The following is a 24,348-nucleotide window of genomic DNA, read 5'->3' as shown; positions in this document are numbered from 1 at the left end:
TGTGCTCAGGCACAAAGACAATGACCCAGACGGTGGCCGAGACTCACCGGGCGGTCAACGTTACCCTTGCATCGCAAAAAATCATAATAAAGAGAGAGCCCGCCATGTCACAGAGCGCCGCCGCTACCCAGGCCATCGTTGACGAAAAAAATGCCGTCTACAAGCGCATTACCCTGCGTTTGATCCCCTTCATCTTCATCTGCTACCTGTTCAACTACCTCGACCGGGTGAACGTTGGATTTGCCAAGCTGCAGATGCTCGACGCGCTGAAGTTCAGCGAAACCGTGTACGGCCTCGGGGCCGGGATCTTCTTTATCGGCTACGTGTTGTGCGGCGTCCCCAGCAACCTGGCCCTGACCAAATTCGGCCCGCGCCGCTGGATCGCGCTGATGATGATCGTCTGGGGCTCGCTCTCGACCTGCCTGCTGTTCGTCACCACCCCGACCGAGTTCTACACCCTGCGCCTGTTCACCGGCGCGGCCGAAGCCGGGTTCTTCCCAGGTGTGGTGCTTTATCTCTCGCAGTGGTTTCCGACCTTCCGCCGTGGCCGCATCATGGCGCTGTTCATGTCGGCGATCCCGGTGTCCGGCCTGCTCGGCAGCCCGTTTTCCGGCTGGATTCTCAATCACTTTGGCGCAGGCCAGGCAGGTTTGGCGGGCTGGCAGTGGATGTTCCTGCTGCAAGGCATTCCGACGGTGATCCTCGGCGCTCTCGCCTACTTCCTGCTCAGCGACAGTTACGCCAACGCCAAATGGCTCACGCCGTTCGAGCGCTCGGTGCTGGAAGCCGACCACGCTATCGATCTGGCCAACAAACCGAAAACCACCACCGACTCGCTGCTGGCCGTGTTCAAGAACCCGGCGATCTGGGCCTTCGGTCTGATCTATTTCTGCATCCAGAGCGGCGTCTACGCGATCAACTTCTGGCTACCGTCGATCATCAAGAACCTGGGCTTCAGCGATAACCTGGTGATCGGCTGGCTCAGTGCGATTCCGTACCTGCTGGCGGCGCTGTTCATGTTGATGGTCGGCCGCTCGGCGGACCTGCGCAAAGAACGCCGCTGGCACTTGGTGGTGCCGATGCTGATGGGCGCGGTGGGTTTGCTGATCGCTGTGAACTTTGCGACTACGCCGGCCATTGCCATCCTCGGCCTGACCATCGCCACCATGGGCGCCCTCACCGGCCTGCCGATGTTCTGGCCGGTGCCGACTGCGCTGCTGAGCGCGGGCGCTGCGGCAGGTGGTTTGGCGCTGATCAACTCCATGGGGCAGATGGCCGGGTTCCTGAGTCCGTATCTAGTGGGTTGGGTCAAGGACAGCACCGGGTCGACCGATGCCGCGCTTTACCTGCTGGCGGGCGTGATTGTTTGCGGGAGTTTGTTGGCGCTGCGCATGACCCGTACGCTTCGCGTCTGATCACCGGCAACTGATCGTTCCCACGCTCTGCGTGGGAATGCAGCCCGGGACGCTCTGCGTCCCTTTCCAGAGCTGGAACGCGGAGCGTCCCTTGAGGCATTCCCACGCAGAGCGTGGGAACGATCGGCACCGGGTGTTTGAGATTTGCGTTTGCTCTGGGCAGTCGTTCTGGTATTTGATTGAGCCTTTCTCCCACCGGTAAAAGGATTTCGTCATGAGCTATCGCACGCTGGGTCATTCGGGTTTACAGGTTTCCACCCTGACCCTGGGCACCATGATGTTCGGCGAACAGACCAGCACCGAAGATTCCCTGCGGATCATCGACAAGGCCTGGGACCAGGGCATCAATTTCATCGACACCGCAGACGTTTACACCAACGGCCGCTCCGAAGAGATCGTCGGCGAAGCGATTGCCGGCAACCGCCACGAATGGGTGCTGGCGACCAAGGTCGGTTTCGGCCCGGTGGACGGCGTTCCAAACCGCAGCGGTCTGAGCCGCAAGCACCTGTTCAATGGCATCGACGCCAGCCTGACGCGTCTGGGCACTGACTATCTCGACATCTATTACCTGCACCGCGAAGACCACAACACACCGTTGGAAGTGACGGTGTCGGCCATCGGCGATTTGATCCGCCAGGGCAAGATTCGCTATTGGGGTTTGTCGAACTACCGTGGCTGGCGCATCGCTGAAGTGATTCGCATCGCTGATCAACTAGGCGTCGACCGGCCGGTGATCAGTCAGCCGCTGTACAACATCGTCAACCGTCAGGCGGAAACCGAGCAGATCACCGCCGCGCAAAACTATGGCCTGGGCGTGGTGCCGTACAGTCCGCTGGCGCGTGGTGTGCTCAGCGGTAAATACGCGCCGGACGTGAAGCCGGATGCCAACAGCCGCGCCGGCCGCGCAGACAAACGCATTCTGGAAACCGAATGGCGCGTTGAATCCCTGCGCATTGCTCAGCAGATCCAGCAGTACACCCAGGGTCGCGGCGTGGGCATCGTCGAATTCGCCATCGCCTGGGTGCTGAACAACAGCGCCGTCACCTCGGCCATCGTAGGGCCGCGGACCGAAGAACAATGGGATGCCTACACCAAGGCTCAAGCGGTGAAGATTACGCCTGAGGATGAAGCGTTCATTGATTCGCTGGTGGTGCCTGGGCATGCGTCGACACCGGGGTTTAATGATGTGAGCCACTTTGTGTCGGGGCGCAAACCGCGTCTGGCTTGAGATTGATCGCGAGCAGGCTCGCTCCCACAGGGGATTCGTGGCGGATGCAGATTTTGTGTTCGGCGCAGATCAAGGTGGGAGCGAGCCTGCTCGCGAAAGCGGTGGGTCATCCAAATAAGATGCTGGATGTGCCGGCCTCTTCGCGAGCAGGCTCGCTCCCACAGGTTCTTAGCTCATTAGTTAGATAAGCTTTAGCCCACAAGAAAGCCATGTTGTGAATATTGATCACTCGGCCAATATTCAGCACAAAAACCACGTATCCTCCGCACCCGTTTCACGTTCAACTTCGCGAGGACAGTTTGTCTAAAGGTATCGCTCTATCGGTTTCAGCCTCGGTGCTGTTTGCCGTCATGTATTACTACACGTCGTTGCTCACGCCTTTGAGCGGCGTGGAAATTTTCGGTTGGCGAATGCTGCTGACCCTGCCCTGCATGACCGTGTTCATGGTGGTCTCCGGTGAATGGAAACGCGTCGTCGCCCTGTTTCGACGGCTGGTTGGCCAACCAAAACTGCTTGCCGGCCTGATCCTTTCCGCGACGCTGCTTGGCCTGCAACTTTGGTTGTTCATGTGGGCACCGCTCAATGGCTATAGCCTCGACGTGTCCCTGGGCTACTTCCTGTTGCCACTGGCCATGGTGCTGACCGGGCGGTTCGCCTATGGCGAGCGACTGTCTTACCTGCAAAAGGTTGCCGTGTTTTTTGCGTCCCTCGGGGTGCTCAACGAGCTGTATCAGGTCGGCGGTTTTTCCTGGGCGACCTTGCTGGTCGTCATCGGTTATCCGCTCTACTTCATCCTGCGCAAACGACTGGCGACCGACAACCTCGGCGGTTTGTGGATGGACATGGCCTTGATGATTCCGTTGGCGTTCTGGTTCGTACAAGGCGGTGAACAGGGTTTCGCTGTATTCGATCAACACCCGTGGCTGTCGCTGCTGATCCCGTTGCTCGGCGTCATCAGTGCTTCGGCGCTGGTGGTTTACATCATCGCCAGCCGGTTGTTGCCGTTCAGCCTGTTCGGGTTGTTGAGTTACGTCGAGCCGGTGCTGTTGCTCGGCGTCGCATTGCTGCTGGGGGAAAGCATCAAGCCCGGTGAGTGGCTGACCTACATTCCGATCTGGTTGGCGGTGGTTGTTCTAGTGTTCGAAGGGTTCAAACACCTGGTCCGGCATCGACGAAAATCGATGTAGGACCGGCACGAAAAAGCCCGGTCAGCATTGCTGCTGACCGGGCTTTTTTTACATCTGAAATGGCTTAGTCGGTGGAGAGCACGCCACGACGAACCTGGTCGCGCTCGATGGATTCGAACAGCGCCTTGAAGTTGCCTTCGCCGAAACCATCGTCGCCTTTACGCTGGATGAATTCGAAGAACACCGGGCCCATCAAGGTTTCCGAGAAGATCTGCAGCAGCAGACGCTTGTCGCCTGACTCGGACGAACCGTCCAGCAGAATGCCGCGCGATTGCAGTTGATCAACCGGCTCACCGTGGTTCGGCAAACGACCTTCGAGCATTTCGTAATAGGTTTCCGGCGGCGCGGTCATGAAACGCATGCCGATGCTTTTCAGGTGATCCCAGGTCTTGATCAGGTCATCGGACAGGAAGGCAACGTGCTGGATGCCCTCGCCGTTGAACTGCATCAGGAACTCTTCGATCTGCCCGGCACCCTTGGACGATTCTTCGTTCAACGGGATGCGGATCATGCCGTCCGGCGCGGTCATGGCCTTGGAGGTCAGGCCGGTGTATTCGCCCTTGATGTCGAAGTAACGGATTTCGCGGAAGTTGAACAGCTTCTCGTAGAAGTTGGCCCAGTAGGCCATGCGACCGCGGTACACGTTGTGGGTCAGGTGGTCGATGATCTTCAGGCCAGCCCCGACCGGGTTGCGGTCGACACCTTCGATGAACACGAAGTCGATGTCGTAGATCGAACTGCCTTCGCCGAAACGGTCGATCAGGTATAGCGGCGCGCCGCCGATGCCCTTGATCGCGGGCAGGTTCAGTTCCATCGGGCCGGTTTCGATATGAATCGGCTGGGCGCCCAGTTCCAGGGCCCGGGCAAACGCCTGCTGGGCATTCTTGACGCGGAACGCCATGCCGCACACCGACGGACCGTGCTCGGCCGCGAAGTACGAAGCGACGCTGTGGGGTTCGTTGTTGAGGATCAGGTTGATCTGGCCCTGGCGATACAGGTGTACGTCTTTGGACCGGTGGGTCGCGACCTTGGTGAAGCCCATGATCTTGAAGATCGGCTCCAGCGTGTTCGGGGTCGGCGATGCGAATTCGATGAATTCAAAGCCCATCAGGCCCATTGGGTTTTCGTATAAATCTGCCATGGTTGGCGCCTCATCATTTTCTTGTCAATTAACGGATCGTTAGTTGCTAGCAATGCTGAGACCGGCGGGTGGCGCGCAGGAGATGCCCCGCACGCTGCGGGCGAGGAAGTCACCGTAGATCAATTGAAACCCAAAACTCTTCATTGTCGACCCAAGGCTCTTGCGGGCGAGGCTTCTGCTGCCAGAAGACGATTATTCTTATATGCGTAACCCGATTCTACACAGCGTAAATAGGTTTGTCCGCCTTCTGTATCAAATCCCCTTTTTCCCTGCTCGCGCAAGGGGTTTGTTGCACAGGAAAATCCCCACGAGGATCAGCCCTCCTCCCAGGCACATCGCCAGGGTCAACTGCTCGCCCAATAGCAGCGCACCGAGGATCACCGCCGTCAGCGGGTTCAGAGCGATGAACACCCCTGAACGCGTCGCGCCGATTTTGCGAATGCCGTCGTAATAGCCAATATAGGCCAGCGCCGAACCCAATACGCCCAGGTACATCAGGCTCAACCATTGCGTGGGTCCGAGGCTGGTGAGAGCAGCCACACTCAACTCACCACGAACAGCACTGGTCACCCACAGCATCAGCGTGCCCAACAGAATCGAGTACGTCACCGTTTGCACCGGCCCCAGGGTGTGATTCAAATCTTTGGAAAACAGCGAATAAACGCCCCAGCCAAGCACACAGCCGAAGATCAACAGATCGCCGATCCACGCGTCGGCGTTGCCGGCCAACAATTGCGGGTTGCGGCTGACGATCACCAGGCTCGCCCCGGCAATACAGATCGCGATTCCGAAAACCTTTGCTCGACTCAAGCGTTCCTTGAACAACAGCCACGACGCCAGCCCGATCACGGCCGGGTTCAACGCCACGATCAATGACGCCCGTGAGGCATTGATGTAGTGCAGGCCATAAAAGAAGCACAGGTTGTAGAAAAAGATCCCAAAGAACCCCAGCAGCGCCAATTGCAGCCATTGCCTGGGGCTGGGCCTTGCAAGGGGCACGCGGGCCAGTAGCAGAAACACCAGCAACGCCACGCTGGCCAGCAAGAATCGCAGGCTGGCGGCAAACAAGGGGCTGAGGCTGTCGGCCAGAAGCCGTCCGGCGACAAAGGTGCCGCCCCAGATCATGGTGACGGCGGCCAGTTTCAGATAAACCGGGACATCCGAAGGGCTGGACAGGCTTTGTTCACAGGTCGTCATAGGTTTCCAGAACGAGAAAATCGGGAGAGATGACGTATCATTCGGCTAATACCTTCTCATCGTAAAATGAGTAAACACTCATGACACTGACCCAACTGGAGATATTTTCTCTGGTCGCCGAGCTTCACGGTTTTACCGCGGCAGCCAATCGCTTGGGGATTTCCCAATCCGCGGTCTCTCACGCCCTCAAGTCGCTGGAACAGGAATTGGGCGTCGAGCTGCTGCGTCGGCATCAGTCCCGGGTCGAACTCAGCGACATCGGCCAACAGCTTTTGCTGCGCGCCCGGGCGATGCTGGGCCTGGCCAACACCCTGCGCCAGGAAGCGGCCGATGCTCGCGGGATGAAACGCGGCACGTTGCGCATCGGCTCGTTCGGCCCGACCTCATCGATCAAACTGCTGCCGCTGATCCTGCAGCACTACCGCGCGGCTCACCCGGGCATCGAGGTCCATATAGATGAAGGCCCGGACCGACAGGTGATCCAGTGGCTGGAGGAACGGCGCATCGATATCGGTTTCGTGGTGTTGCCCGAGGAGCGGTTCGACACCTTTGCGCTGATCGAGGACCAAATGGTCGCGCTGCTGCCCGTCGATCATCCGCTGGCCCGCCGCGACAGCCTTAGCTTGAGCGATTTGTGCAACGACCCCTTTGTCTTGACCGAGGCCGGTTCGTCGGAACTGGTGTCGCGACTGTTCAGCGCTGCGCGGCTGACACCGAACATCCGTTATCGCTGCTCGCAACTACTGAGCACGCTGGACACCGTTGGCCGAGGCGACGCGCTGACGGTCGTCGCCGAAAGCTCATTGCCCGATGATCGCGACAGTCGCTACGTGAAAAAACCGCTGTCGCCAACGGTCACACGCCAGGTGGGTCTGGCAGTGCTCGATCTGCGCCAGTCATCACCCGCGACGCTGGCCTTTATCAAACTGGCAGAGCGACTGAACGACCGTTGAGCGGCGTACGCGCCGGGGGCCAACTATCATGGCCTCTACCTGAACTCTTTTTGGAAGGCGTTCGGTCCTGCCGATTATCTGACCGCTCACGGCGTGAACTTCTTGCAAGGTTTTCTGTTCGGCCGGCCAATGCCCGGCGCGGACTTCATTAACGCATTAAGTCACCATTAACTAGCGGCGCTCAGAGACGCGACAAGGAAATCGCGCACCAATTTGAATCAAAAGACTACTGTTGTTACATGAAGAAAAAGACAGGATTTACTCTTGGCCAATTAACTACTACAATTTTTCATGCCTGCACTAGATTGGCAGGTGAGCCATTATCACCGGGTCGCTTCAAGGCTCTTGGCTTATAGCTTTGTTTGCGGTTGGTATCAGCCAAACACACTATTGGAGTAAAGATATTGTCCAGACTCGCTGAATTTCGTGCAGCTGAAAAGGCCCTTCAAGAGCAGCTCAAGCAGCTGGAAACCCTGAAGAATGATGCCGGGCTCAAGAAAGAAATCGAATTCGAAGAAAAGCTCCAGGGGCTGATGAAAACCTACGGCAAGAGCTTGCGCGACATCATCGCCATTCTCGATCCGAACCCGGCCAAATCCGGTCTGCAACAGGCAACACCTAAAACCCGCCGCGCTCGCGTGGTCAAGGTTTATCAGAATCCACACACCGGTGAACTGATTGAAACCAAGGGTGGCAACCACCGCGGCCTGAAAGCCTGGAAGGAACAATACGGTGCCGCTACCGTTGATTCCTGGCTGCGCGGCTAAGCACTCGCGGTGACCAAAAAGCCCTGCCAATGCAGGGCTTTTTCATGGATGCCTTCTAAATGCAACGTTTGGCGTCGATCAACTCGCTACTTGTTGAACAACTTTGTGCTTAATCCGTTTGGGTATCTAAAAATTTCAGAATGCGCTGAAACCGGCAGCCATTGAAATCTTTAACTAAAGTTTCAAGCTGTTACGGGCTGTCTCTATTTCATCCTGACTTGCCTTATAAACCTCTGCCTGCCCCGCGTAGGAAAGAACATAGGCCTTATCGCCATCCACGGCGGCGACCAATGTTTGAGAGAGCACATGCCTTCCGTTCTGGGTGATCGTGCAGGTAGTTTCCAGCGCTGATAAGCGGCTCAAGGTCGTCGGGTGAATCTTGTTGCAGACACTTTGATAACCGCCTTGAAAGAAGTCCTTCTGCACCGACTTGCGCATCTCCAGCAATACGCCTTGCAGATTTACCTGATGACCGCTTTCCACCTGAGTCATGGTCAACTCCATCACCATCACCGGCGTGCCGCCCTGATCGTTTTTCACCGCGCGCTGGCGGGATACCTGGGCGTTGGCGTCATCTTGCGGGACAGCTTCGACCTCCCAGCCGTTGGGCCAGGTCATGATTGGCTCGTCTGCGTGAGCGCTGTTAACACCTGCAAGCACACAGATCAGGACGAACATCGATTTACAAAAACGCATCATTGCAATGAACACTCACGGATTGAACCGTAAAGTCTGAGCCTCGCCCGTCGGTCAGGCAATAGCCGACTGTTTGGGTTTGGTGATGTCAGAGCCCTTGCGTATCATTGTCGCCATTCGTTAGCCCCACTTATTTTCCGGAGGGCCCATGAGCCTGCACGAATTGAACACCTTCCCAGGCGTGACTGCCCAACCTGACACCGCCACCCAGAAGTTCGTCTTCAACCACACCATGCTGCGGGTCAAGGACATCACCAAGTCCCTGGATTTCTACACGCGCATTTTGGGTTTCTCGCTGGTTGAAAAGCGCGATTTCCCGGAAGCCGAGTTCAGCCTGTACTTCCTGGCGCTGGTTGATAAAAACCAGATCCCGGCCGACGCTGCTGCTCGCACCGAGTGGATGAAGTCGATCCCCGGCATTCTCGAGCTGACCCACAACCACGGCACCGAGAACGACGCGGATTTCGCTTACCACAACGGCAACACCGACCCGCGTGGCTTCGGTCACATCTGCATCTCAGTGCCGGATATCGTCGCGGCGTGCGAGCGCTTCGAAGCGCTGGGCTGCGATTTCCAGAAGCGCTTGAATGACGGCCGTATGAAGAGCCTGGCATTCATCAAAGACCCGGATGCGTACTGGGTCGAAATCATCCAGCCTGCACCGATGTAAGCCCGCTCCCACATTGGGAATGTGCAAGACATAAAAAACCCCATGATCGCTCATGGGGTTTTTGTGTTTTCAGCGTCGGGTTTTATGCCGGAGCCGAGGTCCGGATCAAGTGATCGAATGCGCTGAGGGAGGCCTTGGCGCCCTCGCCCACCGCAATCACGATCTGTTTGTACGGCACGGTGGTCACGTCACCGGCAGCGAACACACCCGGCATCGACGTTTCACCGCGGGCATCGACGATGATCTCACCGCGAGGCGACAACTCGATGGTGCCTTTGAGCCAGTCGGTATTGGGCAGCAAACCGATCTGTACGAAGATCCCTTCCAGCTCGACACTACGCAACTCGTCCGACTGACGATCCTTGTAACGCAAGCCGTTGACCTTCTGGCCGTCGCCCAACACTTCAGTGGTTTGCGCACTGGTAATCACGGTGACGTTCGGCAAGCTGTGCAACTTGCGCTGCAAGACCGCATCGGCGCGCAGCTGCACGTCAAACTCCAGCAGTGTTACGTGGGACACGATACCCGCCAGGTCGATGGCCGCTTCGACGCCGGAGTTACCGCCGCCAATCACCGCCACGCGCTTGCCTTTGAACAGCGGACCGTCGCAGTGCGGGCAGTACGCAACGCCTTTGTTGCGGTATTGCTGCTCACCCGGGACGTTCATTTCACGCCACCGCGCACCGGTCGCCAGGATCACGGTCTTGGCTTTCAGGGTCGCGCCGCTGGCGAAGTGGACTTCGTGCAGCTCGCCATTTTTACCCGGCACCAACTTGTCGGCGCGCTGCAGGTTCATGATGTCGACGTCGTATTGCTTGACGTGTTCTTCCAGCGCCACCGCCAGTTTCGGCCCTTCGGTTTCCTGCACGGAGATGAAGTTCTCGATGGCCATGGTGTCGAGCACCTGCCCACCAAAACGTTCAGCCGCCACACCGGTACGAATGCCTTTACGGGCAGCGTAGATCGCGGCCGAAGCACCGGCCGGGCCACCGCCGACGACCAGCACGTCGAAAGCTTCTTTGGCGCTGATCTTCTCGGCCTGACGCTCGATGCCGCTGGTGTCGATCTTGGCGAGAATTTCTTCGAGGCCCATTCGGCCCTGGCCAAAGTTCACGCCGTTCAGGTAAACGCTTGGCACGGCCATGATCTGACGGTCATCGACTTCGGCCTGGAACAGCGCGCCGTCAATGGCGACGTGGCGGATGTTCGGGTTAAGCACGGCCATCAGGTTCAGTGCCTGGACCACGTCCGGGCAGTTCTGGCAGGACAGCGAGAAGTAAGTCTCGAAGCTGAACTCGCCTTTGAGCGAGCGGATCTGTTCGATCACTTCAACGCTGGCTTTCGAAGGGTGACCGCCGACTTGCAGCAAGGCCAGCACCAGGGATGTGAATTCGTGGCCCATCGGGATGCCGGCGAAACGCAGGCTGATATCGGCACCCGTGCGGTTGATCGAGAACGATGGTTTACGGGCATCGTCACCGTTGTCGAGCAAGGTAATTTGAGTAGAAAGACTGGCAACGTCTTTGAGTAATGCGAGCATTTCCTGGGATTTCGCACCGTCGTCGAGGGATGCAACGATCTCGATCGGCTGGGTGACCCGTTCCAGGTATGACTTCAACTGGGCTTTAAGATTGGCGTCCAACATACGGGCGATTTCCTTTTTGAATTCGAAAAAAAACGCCCGAGCGAATCTCGCCCGGGCGTTTTTATTGGGCGGTTGCAGCTTACTTAGGTGCGGAAACCCGCCCTGATGATGCGATCCACAGACTTAGATCTTGCCGACCAGGTCCAGGGACGGAGCCAGAGTGGCCTCGCCTTCTTTCCACTTGGCTGGGCAAACCTGGCCTGGGTGAGCAGCGACGTACTGAGCAGCCTTGATTTTGCGCAGCAACTCGGAAGCGTCACGGCCAACGCCGCCATCGTTCAGTTCAACGATTTTGATCTGGCCTTCAGGGTTGATCACGAAGGTGCCACGGTCAGCCAGACCTGCTTCTTCGATCAGCACGTCGAAGTTGCGGGAGATGGCGTGAGTCGGGTCGCCGATCATGGTGTACTGGATTTTGCCGATGGCTGGCGAAGTGTTGTGCCAGGCAGCGTGGGCAAAGTGGGTATCGGTGGAAACGCTGTAGATCTCGACGCCCAGCTTCTGGAACGCGTCGTAGTTGTCAGCCAGGTCTTCCAGTTCGGTCGGGCAAACGAAGGTGAAGTCGGCTGGGTAGAAGAACACGACAGACCACTTGCCTTTCAGGTCAGCGTCCGACACTTGTACGAAGTCGCCATTTTTGTAGGCGGTAGCTTTGAACGGTTTAACTTGGCTGTTGATGATAGGCATCGATGACTCTCCGTCAGGGTTTAAAAGTTTGGTTGAGAAGTTGATGGAGTGGATCCTACCGACTCGATTGCCGGATGGCTCATTGGCAAAGCTCATGCTGCTCATTGGTTTTCGCTATTAGCCGAACGTATTAATAGAAGAAACCTTACTTGGCAGCGCCAATGGTTTTTTCCGCGAGCGGTGTCATCCCGAGAAACGGGCTGGCTTCAACATAGCGCATGGCGGACTTCATATCCTTCCAGCCCACGTAACTCATCAACGACTTCAAATCCCACCCGCTCTGATGCGCCCAGGTAGCAAAGCCGCGGCGCAAGGAGTGACTGGTGTAGTGCTCGGCCGGGATGCCGGCGCGCTCCAGCGCCTGGCGCAGTAACGGGATCACGCTGTTGGCGTGCAGCCCCTCCTCGCTCAGGTGGCCCCAGCGGTCGATGCCCCGGAATACCGGCCCGCGAACCAACGCGGCTTCGCTGATCCAGTCGATGTACGCCTGCACCGGGCACAGGCGCTGCAACGCTGGCGTCTGGTAAGTCTTGCCGAGGTTTTCGCGGTCGCTCTTGGTTCGCGGCAAATACAGCGTGATGCCTGAGCCGGCAGCCGCTTGCACGTGCTCGATCTGTAACCGGCACAACTCATCGCTACGAAAACCGCGCCAGAAGCCCAACAGGATCAGTGCCCTGTCGCGCCTGGCCCGCAACAGAGCCGGTTGATCGTGTTCGGATTTTGCGGTGTGCGCTTCTTGCTCCAGCCAGGCAACGACTTGCTCCAGATGTTGAAGCTGTAACGGCTCGGCCTGTTTTTCTTGAGCCGGGTGTAGCGCGCGAATGCCCTTGAAGACCTTGCGCACCACCGGCGCCTTGGTGGGATCAGGAAAACCCTGACTGTTGTGCCATTGCGCCAGCGCTGACAAACGCAATTTCAAGGTATTGATCGACAGCACACCCGCATGAGCGACGAGGTAACGCGCCACGCTGTCACTGGTCGCCGGCAGGAAACCGCCCCAACTGACTTCGAAATGCTCGATAGCCGCCCGGTAGCTGCGACGGGTGTTGTCGCGGGTGGCGGCTTGCAGGTAACGATCCAGCTCAGTCATGGGCTCAACTCTCTAAAACGTACCGCTTTGGCGGGTGAAAACGCGCTACAGGGCTTATCACGCGGGGTAATACCAGTATATCCCGCCTGAATACTTGTCGTATTTTACGTTTTTATGTTGCGTGGTACATTGTGTACTTAGGTGGCATGTACCACAGTACGAAATCGTAGGAGAACTCATGGCTCGTGGCGGTGTAAACAAAGCGGTGGTGCAAGCGGCGCGCCTGGCAATTCTGGCGCGCGGTGAAAACCCAAGCATCGATGCGGTACGGATCGAGATGGGCAACACGGGCTCGAAAACCACAATTCATCGCTATTTGAAGGAACTGGATAACGGCACCGAGCGCACCGAAGTACTGCCAGAACCGATTGATGACGAGCTGGCGGGACTGGTCGCGCGGCTGGCACAAAGACTCAAGGAACAGGCTCAGGAGCCTATCGATCAGGCCCGCGAGCAGTTCGATAAACAAAAGAAAGCGCTGGATACGCAACTGCATGAAGCCCAACAAGCCAACACGCAATTGCAGCAGCAGTACGAAATTCAAAGCCTGGCACTAACTCAAGAGTCCGAGGCCCTGCAAGAAACCGGCGCCATGCTGCAGACCGAGCAAACCCGCAACGCCGGACTGAACCAGGCGCTGGCGGATTTCGAATTACGCTTGCAAGACAAGGATGAGCAGATCCGCTCACTGGAAGAAAAGCACCTGCACGCTCGCGATGCCCTGGAACATTATCGCAACGCTGTCAAAGAACAACGCGAGCAGGAGCAACGTCGCCACGAAAGCCAGGTGCAGCAGATTCAAATGGAGTTGCGCCAGGCCCAGCAAAGCGCATTGGTGCGTCAGGATGAGATCACGCAATTGCACCGCGACAACGAGCGTTTGCTGACGGAGAACCGTGGCACCCTGAGAGAATTGAGCCTGCTGCAGGATCAACTCAAGCAAACCAACGCTCGACAGGATCAGTTACTGGAACAGGTCAACCGTATCGACAACGAACGCACCCTCCTCCAGGAACGCTTGCGCGCTGCCCTGCTGGAAAGCCAGTCACTGAAACAGAGCGTCGATGAGCAGTCGCAGATAAACAAAGCGCTGGAAATTGAGTTACTCAAGACTCAGGCGAATCTCGATGAGAGCGTGCGCCTGGCGGCCGTCATTGCGACAGCGCCAGACGCATCAGAGCCCAAAAAGGACGATTAACCCGCGACCGGCGTGCGCATGGTGACGAATTCTTCGGCGGCAGTGGGGTGCACGCCGATGGTTTCATCGAAGTCGCGCTTGGTGGCACCTGCCTTCAAGGCGATCGCCAAGCCCTGAACAATTTCCCCAGCCTCCGGACCGACCATGTGACAGCCCAGAACCTTGTCGGTCTTGGCGTCCACCACCAGTTTCATCAGGGTTCGCTCCTGACATTCGGTCAGGGTCAGTTTCATTGGACGGAAGCGGCTTTCGAAGATCACCACATCGTGACCGGCCTCCCGCGCCTCTTCCTCGGTGAAACCGACCGTGCCGATGTTCGGCAAGCTGAACACCGCGGTCGGGATCATCTTGTAATCCACCGGGCGATATTGCTCAGGCTTGAACAAACGTCGCGCCACGGCCATGCCTTCGGCCAGAGCGACCGGCGTCAGCTGAACCCGACCGATGACATCGCCAAGCGCCAGGATCGACGGTTCAGCCGTCTGATACTGCTCGTCGACTTCGACGAAACCTTTCTTGTCGAGTTTGACCCCTGTATTTTCCAGCCCAAGATTGTCGAGCATCGGACGTCGACCGGTGGCGTAGAACACACAATCCGCTTCCAGCTCACGGCCGTCCTTGAGGGTCACCTTCAGGCTGCCATCGGACTGCTTGTCGATACGCTCGATGTCGGCGTTGAACTGCAGGTCCATGCCACGCTTGGTCAGCTCTTCCTGCAAGTGTTTGCGCACCGCACCGTCGAAGCCGCGCAGGAACAGCTCACCGCGATACAGCAACGTGGTGTCGGCGCCCAGACCGTGGAAGATCCCGGCGAATTCGACGGCGATGTAACCACCGCCTACGACCAGAACACGTTTGGGCAGCTCTTTGAGGAAGAACGCCTGGTTGGAACTGATTGCATGCTCATGCCCCGGAATCTCCGGAATCTGTGGCCAGCCACCGGTAGCAATCAGGATGTTTTTGGCGGTGTAGCGCTCGCCATTGATCTCGACCTGGTGCGGATCAACGATTTTGGCGTGGCCTTCATGCAAGGTCACGCCGCTGTTAACCAGCAGGTTGCGATAGATGCCGTTCAGTCGATTGATCTCGCGATCCTTGTTGGCGATCAGCGTCGCCCAATCGAACTTCGCTTCGCCCGGCGTCCAGCCAAAACCCGAAGACTGCTCGAAGTCTTCGGCGAAGTGTGCGCCGTAGACCAGCAGTTTCTTCGGCACACAGCCGACGTTCACACAGGTGCCGCCAAGATAGCGGCTCTCGGCCACAGCCACTTTCGCGCCAAAACCGGCAGCAAAACGCGCAGCCCGCACACCGCCGGAACCGGCGCCAATCACATAAAGGTCAAAATCGTAGGCCATTTTCAATCTCCTCGGCAGTCCACAAGCATACCCGCAGACATCCGTTGGGCAAGCGCTGCAAACGATATGGGGACGGAAAATGAAAAAGCCACCCGAAGGTGGCTTTTCGATACAAGTGGGTCAGAGGCTATCAGTAAGCCTTGCCAGTCTTGTAGAAGTTCTCGAAGCAGAAGTTGGTGGCCTCGATGTAGCCTTCAGCGCCACCGCAGTCAAAACGCTTGCCCTTGAACTTGTAGGCAATCACGCAACCGTTTTTCGCCTGCTTCATCAGGGCGTCGGTGATTTGAATCTCGCCGCCTTTGCCTGGCTCGGTTTGTTTGATCAGCTCGAAAATATCCGGCGTCAGGATGTAACGACCGATGATCGCAAGGTTCGACGGTGCGTCTTCCGGGGCTGGTTTTTCGACCATGTTGCGAACGCGGTACAAATCATCAGCGATCAGCTCGCCGGCGATCACGCCGTACTTGTTGGTTTCCTGCGGATCCACTTCCTGGATCGCAACGATGGTGCAGCGATACTGCTCGTACAGCTTGACCATCTGGGTCAGGACGCCGTCGCCTTCGAGGTTGACGCACAAGTCGTCCGCCAGCACTACCGCGAACGGTTCGTCACCGATCAGCGGGCGACCAGTCAGGATCGCGTGGCCCAGGCCTTTCATTTCGGTCTGACGGGTGTAGGAGAACGAACACTCGTCCAACAGTTTGCGGATGCCGACCAGGTATTTTTCCTTGTCGGTGCCTTTGATCTGGTTTTCCAGCTCGTAGCTGATGTCGAAGTGGTCTTCCAGAGCGCGTTTACCGCGACCGGTGACGATGGAGATTTCGGTCAACCCAGCGTCCAGTGCTTCTTCGACGCCGTACTGGATCAGTGGCTTGTTTACCACCGGCAGCATTTCTTTGGGCATGGCTTTAGTCGCTGGCAGGAAGCGAGTACCGTAACCGGCTGCTGGGAACAAGCATTTCTTGATCATATAAGTCCTTGATAGGGCTGTGTGTACGAGTTTCGGCGCAGTCTAATCAGGCGGCGTGCACCTTACAATGCCCCCGCGCTGGCTAACCGATGCCATCATAGAGAAATATTCTCGCGGATAGTTCCCGAGATAACTCCGCAGCCTTTATAGATAGCACAGACCATCAGGTCTGCACGGCCGCCAATCCTACACCTTCAGCACCCGTTGAGTGCATTTGGCGCTATCATTGCGCGATTGAACCAGCCAACGAGGCAGATAGATGTCGGAAGCAAAAAGTGTCAACGGGTTCCTGATCAATCAGGCGAAAGACGGCCAGTGGTGGGTAGACAGTGCAGGCGGCGAAAATATCGCCGGGCCTTTCCCTACCGAAGCGTTGGCGATTGAAGTGGCATCCGTTCTGGAGCTCGAACACCCAGCCCCGAAGCGTCGCGGCAAGGACAAGTCCTGAGAAGTACCGAACTCGGCCCAAGCCCTGCCTTACGCGGGGCTTTTTTGCGATTGCCTGAAACTAAGTGGCCATTCGCTATAACCTTTTGATGCCAGCGCTGTCACAGGCTCAGCCCCTTCATCCTGATGACGACAACGACATGAATAAATTCTTGCCACTGATTGCGGCACTGGCCCTGAGCGGCTGCGCCACTTCCGAAACGACCTACCTGAACAACGGCGAGCAAGGCCTGGCCATCGACTGCTCCGGGGAAGCCAATTCCTGGGCGACCTGCTACGAAAAAGCCGATGCCTCTTGCGCCGGCACCGGCTATCGGATCGTCGGTACCGACGGAACACCCTCGACCAAGGAAAGCGACAAGACGCTGGGCGTCGACGTCGGCAATTACAAGAACCGCAGCGTCGTGGTGGTCTGCAAGTAAGGCGCCCTGCCCTACATGTGAATTTCGGCGAACTTGATCCCCAGACCGCGCACCGTCTCGATCAATTCATCGAGGCTACTGAAGGATTCGACTTCATCGTTTTCATCCACCAGAAAATAACTGCGCCCGGCGCTTTTCTTGAAAAACACGATCCATTCGCCCGGATTCGCCGGATTCTGAATCACGTGGGTGGCAGAGATGTGACCCTCTGCATGGCGCTGCTGTACCTGCTCTCGCTTCATGCTCGACTCCAGAAATGACAATGCCGCCAAAGCGCTGCTTTGGCGGCATCGTGCTGACGGGCGACAGTCTATCAGCCGGAAATGCACGCCGTAGCGGCATTGCGTACATCCATGGGGCGCAACGGCACATTTGATATACGCTCATGCAATTTGATGCTGCTGCCAGTGGAGCGGTCTTCGATATCAAATACCGCGGCCGGCCCCGACGAGAACTTCTGCGGCACGATGACTCGCATACCATCCTTGTGCGGCTCGACTTGCAGGGCTCCCCGGCTACCGGCCAGTTTTTCGGTCAGGCATTGCGCGTACTCATGAGGCTTCTTGCCTGAAATTACGTTCATGGTCGGTAGCGACTCATTGATCTCCGAGACACTCGCACAACCACTCATCGCTATTGCCATAGGCAGGAACAGCACACCCCACTTCATACAACACCTCCGATAAAGACACTCCGACAGTACAAATGCTGTTTTTCTCCGAGGCATGCTGCATTTATCGCTCATAGAATTCCGAATAACTGTTTTTAATTGTCAAAGCAGACCTCGACGACCGGATAATAACCCGTTCGGGCTGATAAACTGCGCCAATCGCACATGCTATCGTTTTGATTTTGTAGAAAAAGCCCTTCTGGAGGCGCCTCATGAAATTTATCCACCAGCGCGAGCACCTCAACGAAGACGACATCGTCGTCATTCAATGCTCCCAAACATGCAATATCCGCTTGATGAACGACGCCAATTTCCGCAGTTTCAAAAATGGCGGCCGCCATACTTATCACGGTGGTGCATTCGACACCTTCCCAGCCCGGATTACTGCACCGAGCACCGGTTTCTGGAACATCACCATCGACACGGTCAACCGCCGGCCGATCAGCGTGACTCGCAAACCGACCCTGACTCACACCATCAAGATCATCCGCCGCTCCAGCACGAAACTGAGCTGAGTGACACCCAAACACCAAGACAAGCAGGTATGACCGTGGCTCAAACGACCAAGTACGTCATCAAGTACAAACTCAATGGTGAGCGTCGCTTCGAATTTGCCCAACTTGAAAAAGGCACCGAAGAAGAAGCCAAGGCCGCATTGGATGCTCTTCACGGTTCGAGCGAAGACGTCATCAGCGACATCAACGTCAGCAAAGCGCTGTAACGGGATCCGGAGCGACAACATGGACGTCTGCTCCTGTCTCTGGAATTCAACCGCAAGCGCCGGAGTGTTAACGAAGTCCCCGCTCCCTAGACTGGCTACCTCAACCTTTGGTTAAGGAGTCAGAACATGTCTACTTCCTCGATTCGCTTCATCAGCGGCACTTCCAGCCTTGGCGTCTTGCTGCTGGCGTTCAGCGCCGAGGGCTTGTGTGCACTGCTGATCGGTGATGATCTGGCAATGCTGGAACGCGATCTTTCGCAACGCTTCCCCGGCCAACAAGCACCGCAGCGCGATGAAGGCTTGATGCCTGCGCTGGAGAAAACCCTGCGCCACCTCGAAGACCCGCGCACCACTCTGGATTTGCCGCTGGATCTGACAGGCAGCGTGTTTCAACGGCGAGTCTGGGATGCCCTGCGGCAAATACCCGTGGGTGAAACCGCCAGCTATCTGGATATCGCGCGACAACTGGGTCAACCCACGGCTTTTCGGGCGGTGGCCAATGCCTGCGGAGCCAACCCGCTGGCGGTGATCGTGCCGTGCCATCGAGTGCTGCGTCAGGATGGCAGCCTTGGCGGCTACCGTTGGGGGCTGGAGCGCAAACGGCAACTGCTGGATCGTGAGGCGCAGCGATGAGCGAGCGTTCTCTCGATGAACTGGACTGGGAAGCGCTGGCACAGCAACTCGATCAGGATGGCTGCGCGATCATCCGGTCGCTTTTAAGCCACGAGACATGCGATGAAATCAGCGCTCTGTACGCCAGTCCCGAGCCGTTTCGCTCGCAAGTGATCATGGCTCGTCACGGCTTTGGCCGTGGCGAGTACAAATACTTCAAATACCCGTTGCCGGATATCGTCGCCCGTTTGCGCAGCGCGCTCTATCCTCGATTGGTGCCCATTGCCAATCGCTGGTGCGCGCACATGGACCTGCCGACCCGTTTCCCTGAAGCGCATGAAGCGTTCCTCGACCGCTGTCATGCCGCCGGTCAGACACGCCCGACGCCGTTGTTGCTGCAATATGGACCGCAGGACTACAACTGCTTGCATCAGGACCTGTACGGCGAACACGTCTTCCCGCTGCAAGTGGCGATTCTGCTGTCAGAGCCGGACGACGACTTCACTGGTGGCGAGTTCGTGCTGACGGAACAGCGCCCGCGGATGCAGTCGCGCCCTCAGGTCATTGGCCTGAAGAAAGGCGACGGGCTGATCTTTGCCGTCAACCAACGACCGGTCAAAGGCGTTCGTGGCTATTACCGAGTCACCCTGCGCCACGGCGTGAGTCGCCTGCACAGTGGAAAACGGCATACCCTTGGAATCATCTTTCACGACGCGCTATGACCCCATGAACCCGCTCACCTTCGACTTGTTTGCCGACGCGGAACCCGAGCAGCAACCCAGGCTCGATCATATCGGCGAACAATCCTGCGTCCTCAGAGGCTTTGCCCTGCCCTGGCTGGATCAGTTGCTGCCCGCACTGGACACGGTTCTGGCGGCGGCACCGTTTCGGCAGATGATCACGCCCGGAGGTTTTACCATGTCGGTCGCCTTGAGCAGTTGCGGCGTGCTGGGCTGGACCACCGACCGCAGCGGCTATCGCTATACCCGCGATGATCCGCTGACTGGAAAACCCTGGCCGAAAATGCCCGAGGTGTTTCTCGAACTGGCACAAGCGGCGGCCCGGGAAGCGGGGTTTGCGGATTTCACGCCTGATTCCTGCCTGATCAACCGCTATGTTCCCGGGGCCAAGATGTCGTTGCACCAGGACAAAGACGAAGTTTCCTACGCAGCGCCCATTGTTTCAGTGTCTCTGGGATTGCCGGCAATGTTCCTGTTCGGCGGCTTCGAACGCAGCGATAAAAGCCAACGAGTACCGCTGCTCCATGGCGACATCGTGGTCTGGGGTGGCGTGGATCGCTTGCGTTATCACGGGGTCTTGCCGATCAAGGACGGCCAACACCCGCGACTGGGCGAACAACGGATCAACTTCACCTTTCGTACCGCCGGATAAAGCCTTCGAATTCGACCGCAAGACCCGGGGTGCAGCGACCCCGTCGGCTGGTTAATCTGCATGAAACGGATCAACGGACATGAAGCCATGACAAGCCATTCGACAAAGATTGCCACCGAGAACGATCCTCGCTGGGCCGCCGTTGTCGCGCGTGATCCCCGGGCAGACGGACAGTTTGTATACGCGGTGAAAACCACCGGCATTTACTGCCGCCCCAGCAGCCTGGCGCGTTTGCCGAAACCGCAGAACGTCGAGTTCTTCGACACCGCCGAGCAGGCCCAGGCGGCGGGTTATCGCCCCAGCAAACGCGCCGCGAAGGATCAAAGCGATATCGCCGCGCAACATGCTGCGACCGTGGCGGCCGCTTGTCGCCAGATCGAAACCGCGGAGAATCCGCCTGTCCTGAGCGAACTGGCTGTTGCTGCGGGCCTCAGCAGCTTTCACTTCCATCGGGTGTTCAAAGCGGTGACCGGTCTGACGCCCAAGGGTTACGCTGCGGCCCACCGTTCACGCCGGGTCCGTGAGCGCCTCGCGGACGGAGACTCTGTGACCGACGCGCTGTATGACGCCGGCTTCAACTCCAACAGTCGTTTCTATGAATCCGCCGATCAGCTATTGGGCATGAAACCCGGTGATTACCGTGCGGCCGGTCAGAACAACGACATTCGTTTTGCCGTCGGCCAGTGTTCCCTGGGCGCGATTCTGGTAGCGCAGAGTGAGCGTGGTGTTTGCGCGATCCTGCTGGGCGATGACCCGCACCAACTGGTCTGCGATCTGCAGGACAAGTTTCGGCGTGCCAATCTGATTGGCGCCGACCAAGCGTTCGAGCAACTGATCGCCAAGGTAATTGGTTTTATCGAAGCGCCGGCCCTTGGCCTGGACTTGCCGCTGGACGTTCGCGGCACGGCTTTTCAGGAACGGGTCTGGCAAGCCCTGCGGGAGATTCCCGTCGGCTGCACCGCCAGCTACGCCGATATCGCTCAGCGAATCGGCGCGCCAAAAGCGATGCGCGCCGTGGCTCAAGCCTGCGGCGCGAACAACCTGGCGGTGGCGATTCCGTGCCACCGCGTGGTGCGAAGCGACGGCAACCTGTCGGGCTATCGCTGGGGTGTGGAGCGCAAGCGTCAGTTGCTTGAGCGCGAAAACCCGTCTGAGTCCTGAATGCCGATATAGACCGACACTGAATCCGCGCTGGTATAGACCTCGAAGTCCGTTGCGAACGAGCGGCAAACCTGCGGGTTGTCCTTAAAGTAAGCCCAGATCAGGCCCCACGCCTGAATGACGCAGTCCGGCATCGCTCCTTTGGCGCTGAACACCAGGTAATCGCCTCCTTCCACCTGAATCTGCGCAAAGCCCTCCGAGGGCGCAGTGACCGCCACACCCGCCGTCACATCGAAGCAGCCCGAAGCGTCGGACTCGTAGTTGGAGTAGACGCCGTACATGAAGGAATCCGGCTGTTTGTGGGGGATCTTGTCGAAAATCCCCTCAACGAAGAATTGTTCCCACATCGGACCGATGCGCGCAGTGCCTGGTTGCTGCTCTGCGGCATTGCAAGTGCGCACTTGCAGGCCCGAGACGCTAAAGGGCCGTACTTCACGCTGCTTTACATCCATGGTCAATAGTCCTTGTCTCTGTCATTTGTTTGTTTGAATTATGGTGCAACAGTCAACGATTGACGTCGACCACCACCCGACCACGCAACTGACCAGCGAGCAAACGCGGTGCGGCCTCGATCGTTTCACTCAAACCGATTTCGTGACTGATCAACGGCAGCAAGGCGAAGTCGAGATCCCTGGCCAGACGATTCCACGCCAGTATCCGCTTGGCTTTGGGTTGAGTCACGCTGTTGATCCCGGCCAGGGTCACGCCACGCAAAATGAACGGTGCGACTGAAGCCGGGAAGTCCATGCCTTGCGCCAGGCCACACGCGGCGACAGTGCCGTTGGCCTTGGTGCTGGCACAGGCGTTGGCCAGGGTGTGACTGCCGACCGAGTCGATGACCGCCGCCCAACGCTCCTTGGCCAAGGGCTTGCCCGGTTCGGACAGCGTGGCGCGGTCGATGATTTCGCTGGCGCCCAGTTGCTTGAGGTAATCGTGCTCGGAGGTTCGGCCGGTGGATGCAACCACCCGATAGCCGAGCTTGCTCAGCAGTGCGATGGCGAAACTGCCTACACCGCCATTGGCGCCGGTGACCAACACTTCGCCTTGCTCCGGCGTCACGCCATTATGTTCCAGCGCCAGGATGCTCAGCATCGCCGTGTAACCCGCCGTGCCGATGGCCATCGCTTGCGCCGCAGTGAACTCTTTGGGTAGCGGAATCAACCAGTCGCCATTCAAGCGAGCCTTCTGCGCCAGTCCGCCCCAATGTCCTTCACCAACACCCCAGCCATTGAGTACGACCTGATCACCGACCTTGTAGTCTGGATGCTCACTGGATTCGACAGTGCCTGCCAGATCGATCCCCGGCACCATCGGGAATTTTCGCACCACCGGGCTGCTGCCGGTGATCGCCAGGCCGTCCTTGAAGTTCAGCGTGCTGTATGCCACCCGCACAGTCACATCGCCCTCGGGCAGTTGATCGTCATTGATCTCTTGCAGTGTGGCCCGGTAACCGCTGTCGTCTTTGTCGATCAAAATGCCTTGGAACATTGCTGCCTCCAGATGGAATCACTCAGTTATCGTGCCGTTGAAATAACATATAGCAACATTTCACCGTACTCGACTTTAAGCCAAGAGTGACACACGGAACAAAAACTCGACTGGCCTTATGTCAGGCATAGCTGTTACAAAATCGGTCCTACCGTCCCTGCCCTGTTATGACGTCGGAGAACCCTTCAAATGAGCAAATGGCCAGATACCCGCATTCTTGACCTGCTCGGCATTGAGCTGCCGATCATCCAGGCCCCCATGGCCGGCGCGACCACTTCGGCCATGGTTATCGCAGCCTGCAATACCGGCGGCCTGGGCTCGATGCCCGCCGCCATGTTGAGCATCGATCAGTTACGCGAGGAGCTGAAAACGATTCGTCAACACACTCAGCGCCCGATCAACGTCAACTACTTCTGCCATCAGCCGCCCGCCGCCGATGAGCAGCGCGCTCGAGACTGGAAGAATCTGCTGGAGCCCTACTACCGGGAACTTGGCGTGGACTTCGACGCGCCGACGCCGGTGTCCAATCGAGCACCGTTCGATAACGCGGCCTGCGAAGTGATCGAAGAGTTTCGCCCCGAAGTCGTGAGTTTCCACTTCGGCCTGCCGGAAAAGCCCCTGCTGGATCGCGTGAAAGCCACTGGGGCGAAAGTGCTCTCCTCGGCCACCACGGTCGAAGAGGCCATTTGGCTCGAGCAGCACGGTTGTGACGCAATCATTGCCATGGGGTATGAGGCCGGTGGCCATCGGGGCATGTTTCTCAGTGATGATCTGAGCAGCCAAGTGGGGATCTTTGCGCTGGTGCCGCAGATCGTCGATGCGGTGAAAGTGCCGGTGATTGCTGCCGGCGGGATTGCCGATGCACGAGGCGTCGCAGCGGCTTTCCTGTTGGGGGCTTCGGCGGTGCAAGTGGGCACGGCGTACTTGTTCACGCCAGAGGCCAAGGTCAGTGCGTCTCATCACAAGGCGTTGCGCACGGCCAAGGAAAGTGAAACCGCCGTCACTAACATTTTCACCGGACGCCCGGCGCGCGGCATTCTCAATCGGGTAATGCGCGAACTCGGACCGATGAGCGCCAAAGCACCGGCCTTCCCGCTGGCGGGTGGTGCGCTGATGCCGTTGCGGGCCAAGGGAGAAGCGGACTTCAGCAATCTCTGGGCAGGTCAGGCATTCACCCTGGGCGTTGAAATGACCACGGCTGAACTGACCCGGCGCCTGGCTGAGGAAGGATTGGCT

28 protein-coding genes are annotated in these 24,348 nt (G+C 57.9%); 16 read left to right on the top strand and 12 right to left on the bottom strand.

The window, feature by feature from the left end:
- Nucleotides 1-104: 104 nt before the first annotated feature.
- The 3 genes from KGB03_RS21300 (at nucleotide 105) to rarD (ending at nucleotide 3,830) form a co-directional block, all read left to right on the top strand.
- Nucleotides 105-1,415: an MFS transporter gene (locus KGB03_RS21300; RefSeq protein ID WP_223528771.1), complete on the top strand. Its 1,311-nt coding sequence runs from the start codon at nucleotides 105-107 to the stop codon at nucleotides 1,413-1,415.
- Nucleotides 1,416-1,629: 214 nt separating this feature from the next.
- Entirely contained in the window at nucleotides 1,630-2,643 is a 1,014-nt protein-coding gene (locus KGB03_RS21295) for an aldo/keto reductase (protein ID WP_218538875.1), read from the top strand.
- Nucleotides 2,644-2,942: 299 nt separating this feature from the next.
- Nucleotides 2,943-3,830, top strand: coding sequence for an EamA family transporter RarD (gene rarD / locus KGB03_RS21290; protein WP_218538876.1), 888 nt, complete (start codon nucleotides 2,943-2,945; stop codon nucleotides 3,828-3,830).
- Between the two features lie 64 nt (nucleotides 3,831-3,894).
- Here the strand turns inward: rarD and hppD are convergent, their stop codons facing one another.
- Nucleotides 3,895-4,971: a 4-hydroxyphenylpyruvate dioxygenase gene (hppD, locus tag KGB03_RS21285; protein WP_111450107.1), complete on the bottom strand. Its 1,077-nt coding sequence runs from the start codon at nucleotides 4,969-4,971 to the stop codon at nucleotides 3,895-3,897.
- A gap of 252 nt (nucleotides 4,972-5,223) precedes the next feature.
- Complete coding sequence (locus tag KGB03_RS21280) at nucleotides 5,224-6,168, bottom strand: DMT family transporter (protein WP_223528768.1); 945 nt, start codon at nucleotides 6,166-6,168, stop codon at nucleotides 5,224-5,226.
- A gap of 80 nt (nucleotides 6,169-6,248) precedes the next feature.
- Here KGB03_RS21280 and KGB03_RS21275 point away from each other — a divergent pair, with 80 nt between their 5' ends.
- Both KGB03_RS21275 and KGB03_RS21270 read left to right on the top strand, forming a co-directional pair.
- Nucleotides 6,249-7,121, top strand: coding sequence for a LysR family transcriptional regulator (locus KGB03_RS21275; RefSeq protein ID WP_218538878.1), 873 nt, complete (start codon nucleotides 6,249-6,251; stop codon nucleotides 7,119-7,121).
- A gap of 404 nt (nucleotides 7,122-7,525) precedes the next feature.
- A complete protein-coding gene (locus KGB03_RS21270) occupies nucleotides 7,526-7,888 on the top strand; it encodes a histone-like nucleoid-structuring protein, MvaT/MvaU family (RefSeq protein WP_008155126.1) in 363 nt (120 codons plus the stop codon).
- A 174-nt stretch (nucleotides 7,889-8,062) separates the two neighbouring features.
- On the opposite strand, the gene KGB03_RS21265 is transcribed toward KGB03_RS21270, so the two are convergent.
- Nucleotides 8,063-8,566 carry a DUF4946 domain-containing protein gene (locus KGB03_RS21265; RefSeq protein ID WP_375154743.1) on the bottom strand — a complete coding sequence of 168 codons (504 nt, stop codon included), beginning with the start codon at nucleotides 8,564-8,566 and terminating at the stop codon, nucleotides 8,063-8,065.
- A gap of 166 nt (nucleotides 8,567-8,732) precedes the next feature.
- Here KGB03_RS21265 and gloA point away from each other — a divergent pair, with 166 nt between their 5' ends.
- Entirely contained in the window at nucleotides 8,733-9,254 is a 522-nt protein-coding gene (gene gloA, locus KGB03_RS21260; RefSeq protein ID WP_033055156.1) for a lactoylglutathione lyase, read from the top strand.
- Between the two features lie 82 nt (nucleotides 9,255-9,336).
- On the opposite strand, the gene ahpF is transcribed toward gloA, so the two are convergent.
- The 3 genes from ahpF to KGB03_RS21245 all read right to left on the bottom strand — a co-directional run bounded on the left by ahpF (nucleotide 9,337) and on the right by KGB03_RS21245 (nucleotide 12,676).
- On the bottom strand, nucleotides 9,337-10,899 hold the full coding sequence (gene ahpF, locus KGB03_RS21255) for an alkyl hydroperoxide reductase subunit F (protein ID WP_223528765.1): 1,563 nt from the start codon (nucleotides 10,897-10,899) through the stop codon (nucleotides 9,337-9,339).
- A 123-nt stretch (nucleotides 10,900-11,022) separates the two neighbouring features.
- A complete protein-coding gene (ahpC, locus tag KGB03_RS21250) occupies nucleotides 11,023-11,586 on the bottom strand; it encodes an alkyl hydroperoxide reductase subunit C (RefSeq protein WP_008155117.1) in 564 nt (187 codons plus the stop codon).
- A gap of 145 nt (nucleotides 11,587-11,731) precedes the next feature.
- On the bottom strand, nucleotides 11,732-12,676 hold the full coding sequence (locus KGB03_RS21245; protein WP_111450113.1) for a site-specific integrase: 945 nt from the start codon (nucleotides 12,674-12,676) through the stop codon (nucleotides 11,732-11,734).
- Nucleotides 12,677-12,854: 178 nt separating this feature from the next.
- Between KGB03_RS21245 and KGB03_RS21240 the strand changes: the two genes are divergently transcribed.
- Nucleotides 12,855-13,874: a DNA-binding protein gene (locus KGB03_RS21240; protein WP_218538880.1), complete on the top strand. Its 1,020-nt coding sequence runs from the start codon at nucleotides 12,855-12,857 to the stop codon at nucleotides 13,872-13,874.
- Here the strand turns inward: KGB03_RS21240 and gorA are convergent.
- The gene (gene gorA, locus KGB03_RS21235; RefSeq protein WP_111450115.1) at nucleotides 13,871-15,229 is read right to left on the bottom strand and encodes a glutathione-disulfide reductase; all 1,359 of its coding nucleotides are present in this window, start codon (nucleotides 15,227-15,229) and stop codon (nucleotides 13,871-13,873) included. The genes KGB03_RS21240 and gorA overlap by 4 nt on opposite strands.
- Nucleotides 15,230-15,359: 130 nt before the next feature.
- Entirely contained in the window at nucleotides 15,360-16,199 is an 840-nt protein-coding gene (gene galU / locus KGB03_RS21230) for a UTP--glucose-1-phosphate uridylyltransferase GalU (RefSeq protein ID WP_008155104.1), read from the bottom strand.
- A 259-nt stretch (nucleotides 16,200-16,458) separates the two neighbouring features.
- Between galU and KGB03_RS21225 the strand changes: the two genes are divergently transcribed.
- Nucleotides 16,459-16,647, top strand: coding sequence for a hypothetical protein (locus KGB03_RS21225; protein WP_111450116.1), 189 nt, complete (start codon nucleotides 16,459-16,461; stop codon nucleotides 16,645-16,647).
- Between the two features lie 139 nt (nucleotides 16,648-16,786).
- Complete coding sequence (locus KGB03_RS21220) at nucleotides 16,787-17,068, top strand: hypothetical protein (protein WP_056740098.1); 282 nt, start codon at nucleotides 16,787-16,789, stop codon at nucleotides 17,066-17,068.
- An 11-nt stretch (nucleotides 17,069-17,079) separates the two neighbouring features.
- Here KGB03_RS21220 and KGB03_RS21215 read toward each other — a convergent pair whose 3' ends face one another.
- Together KGB03_RS21215 and KGB03_RS21210 are read right to left on the bottom strand one after the other, a co-directional pair.
- Nucleotides 17,080-17,310, bottom strand: coding sequence for a hypothetical protein (locus KGB03_RS21215; RefSeq protein ID WP_111450117.1), 231 nt, complete (start codon nucleotides 17,308-17,310; stop codon nucleotides 17,080-17,082).
- A 71-nt stretch (nucleotides 17,311-17,381) separates the two neighbouring features.
- The gene (locus tag KGB03_RS21210; protein WP_111450118.1) at nucleotides 17,382-17,738 is read right to left on the bottom strand and encodes a hypothetical protein; all 357 of its coding nucleotides are present in this window, start codon (nucleotides 17,736-17,738) and stop codon (nucleotides 17,382-17,384) included.
- Nucleotides 17,739-17,950: 212 nt separating this feature from the next.
- Here KGB03_RS21210 and KGB03_RS21205 point away from each other — a divergent pair, with 212 nt between their 5' ends.
- The 6 genes from KGB03_RS21205 to ada all read left to right on the top strand — a co-directional run bounded on the left by KGB03_RS21205 (nucleotide 17,951) and on the right by ada (nucleotide 21,624).
- On the top strand, nucleotides 17,951-18,253 hold the full coding sequence (locus KGB03_RS21205; RefSeq protein ID WP_024164534.1) for a DUF1883 domain-containing protein: 303 nt from the start codon (nucleotides 17,951-17,953) through the stop codon (nucleotides 18,251-18,253).
- A gap of 29 nt (nucleotides 18,254-18,282) precedes the next feature.
- On the top strand, nucleotides 18,283-18,459 hold the full coding sequence (locus KGB03_RS21200) for a hypothetical protein (RefSeq protein ID WP_218538881.1): 177 nt from the start codon (nucleotides 18,283-18,285) through the stop codon (nucleotides 18,457-18,459).
- Nucleotides 18,460-18,585: 126 nt separating this feature from the next.
- On the top strand, nucleotides 18,586-19,092 hold the full coding sequence (locus tag KGB03_RS21195) for a methylated-DNA--[protein]-cysteine S-methyltransferase (protein WP_218538882.1): 507 nt from the start codon (nucleotides 18,586-18,588) through the stop codon (nucleotides 19,090-19,092).
- Nucleotides 19,089-19,793: a 2OG-Fe(II) oxygenase gene (locus KGB03_RS21190; RefSeq protein WP_218538883.1), complete on the top strand. Its 705-nt coding sequence runs from the start codon at nucleotides 19,089-19,091 to the stop codon at nucleotides 19,791-19,793. Before KGB03_RS21195 ends, KGB03_RS21190 begins: the two co-directional genes overlap by 4 nt.
- A 4-nt stretch (nucleotides 19,794-19,797) precedes the next feature.
- Nucleotides 19,798-20,463: a DNA oxidative demethylase AlkB gene (gene alkB / locus KGB03_RS21185; protein ID WP_218538884.1), complete on the top strand. Its 666-nt coding sequence runs from the start codon at nucleotides 19,798-19,800 to the stop codon at nucleotides 20,461-20,463.
- An 87-nt stretch (nucleotides 20,464-20,550) separates the two neighbouring features.
- Nucleotides 20,551-21,624, top strand: a complete 1,074-nt coding sequence (ada, locus tag KGB03_RS21180) for a bifunctional DNA-binding transcriptional regulator/O6-methylguanine-DNA methyltransferase Ada (protein ID WP_218538929.1) — start codon at nucleotides 20,551-20,553, stop codon at nucleotides 21,622-21,624.
- Here ada and KGB03_RS21175 read toward each other — a convergent pair.
- Nucleotides 21,588-22,076, bottom strand: a complete 489-nt coding sequence (locus tag KGB03_RS21175) for a GyrI-like domain-containing protein (RefSeq protein WP_218538885.1) — start codon at nucleotides 22,074-22,076, stop codon at nucleotides 21,588-21,590. The genes ada and KGB03_RS21175 overlap by 37 nt on opposite strands.
- A gap of 52 nt (nucleotides 22,077-22,128) precedes the next feature.
- Complete coding sequence (locus KGB03_RS21170) at nucleotides 22,129-23,112, bottom strand: MDR family oxidoreductase (RefSeq protein ID WP_218538886.1); 984 nt, start codon at nucleotides 23,110-23,112, stop codon at nucleotides 22,129-22,131.
- Between the two features lie 189 nt (nucleotides 23,113-23,301).
- Here KGB03_RS21170 and KGB03_RS21165 point away from each other — a divergent pair.
- On the top strand, nucleotides 23,302-24,348 hold a 1,047-nt coding region (locus KGB03_RS21165), incomplete at its 3' end, for an NAD(P)H-dependent flavin oxidoreductase (protein WP_223528762.1).

This window comes from Pseudomonas sp. BF-B-26, assembly GCF_019956495.1.
In the GTDB taxonomy this organism is placed as follows: domain Bacteria; phylum Pseudomonadota; class Gammaproteobacteria; order Pseudomonadales; family Pseudomonadaceae; genus Aquipseudomonas.
Note: the sequence above shows the minus strand (reverse complement) of the source record. Positions and strands in the feature narration are given on the sequence as shown.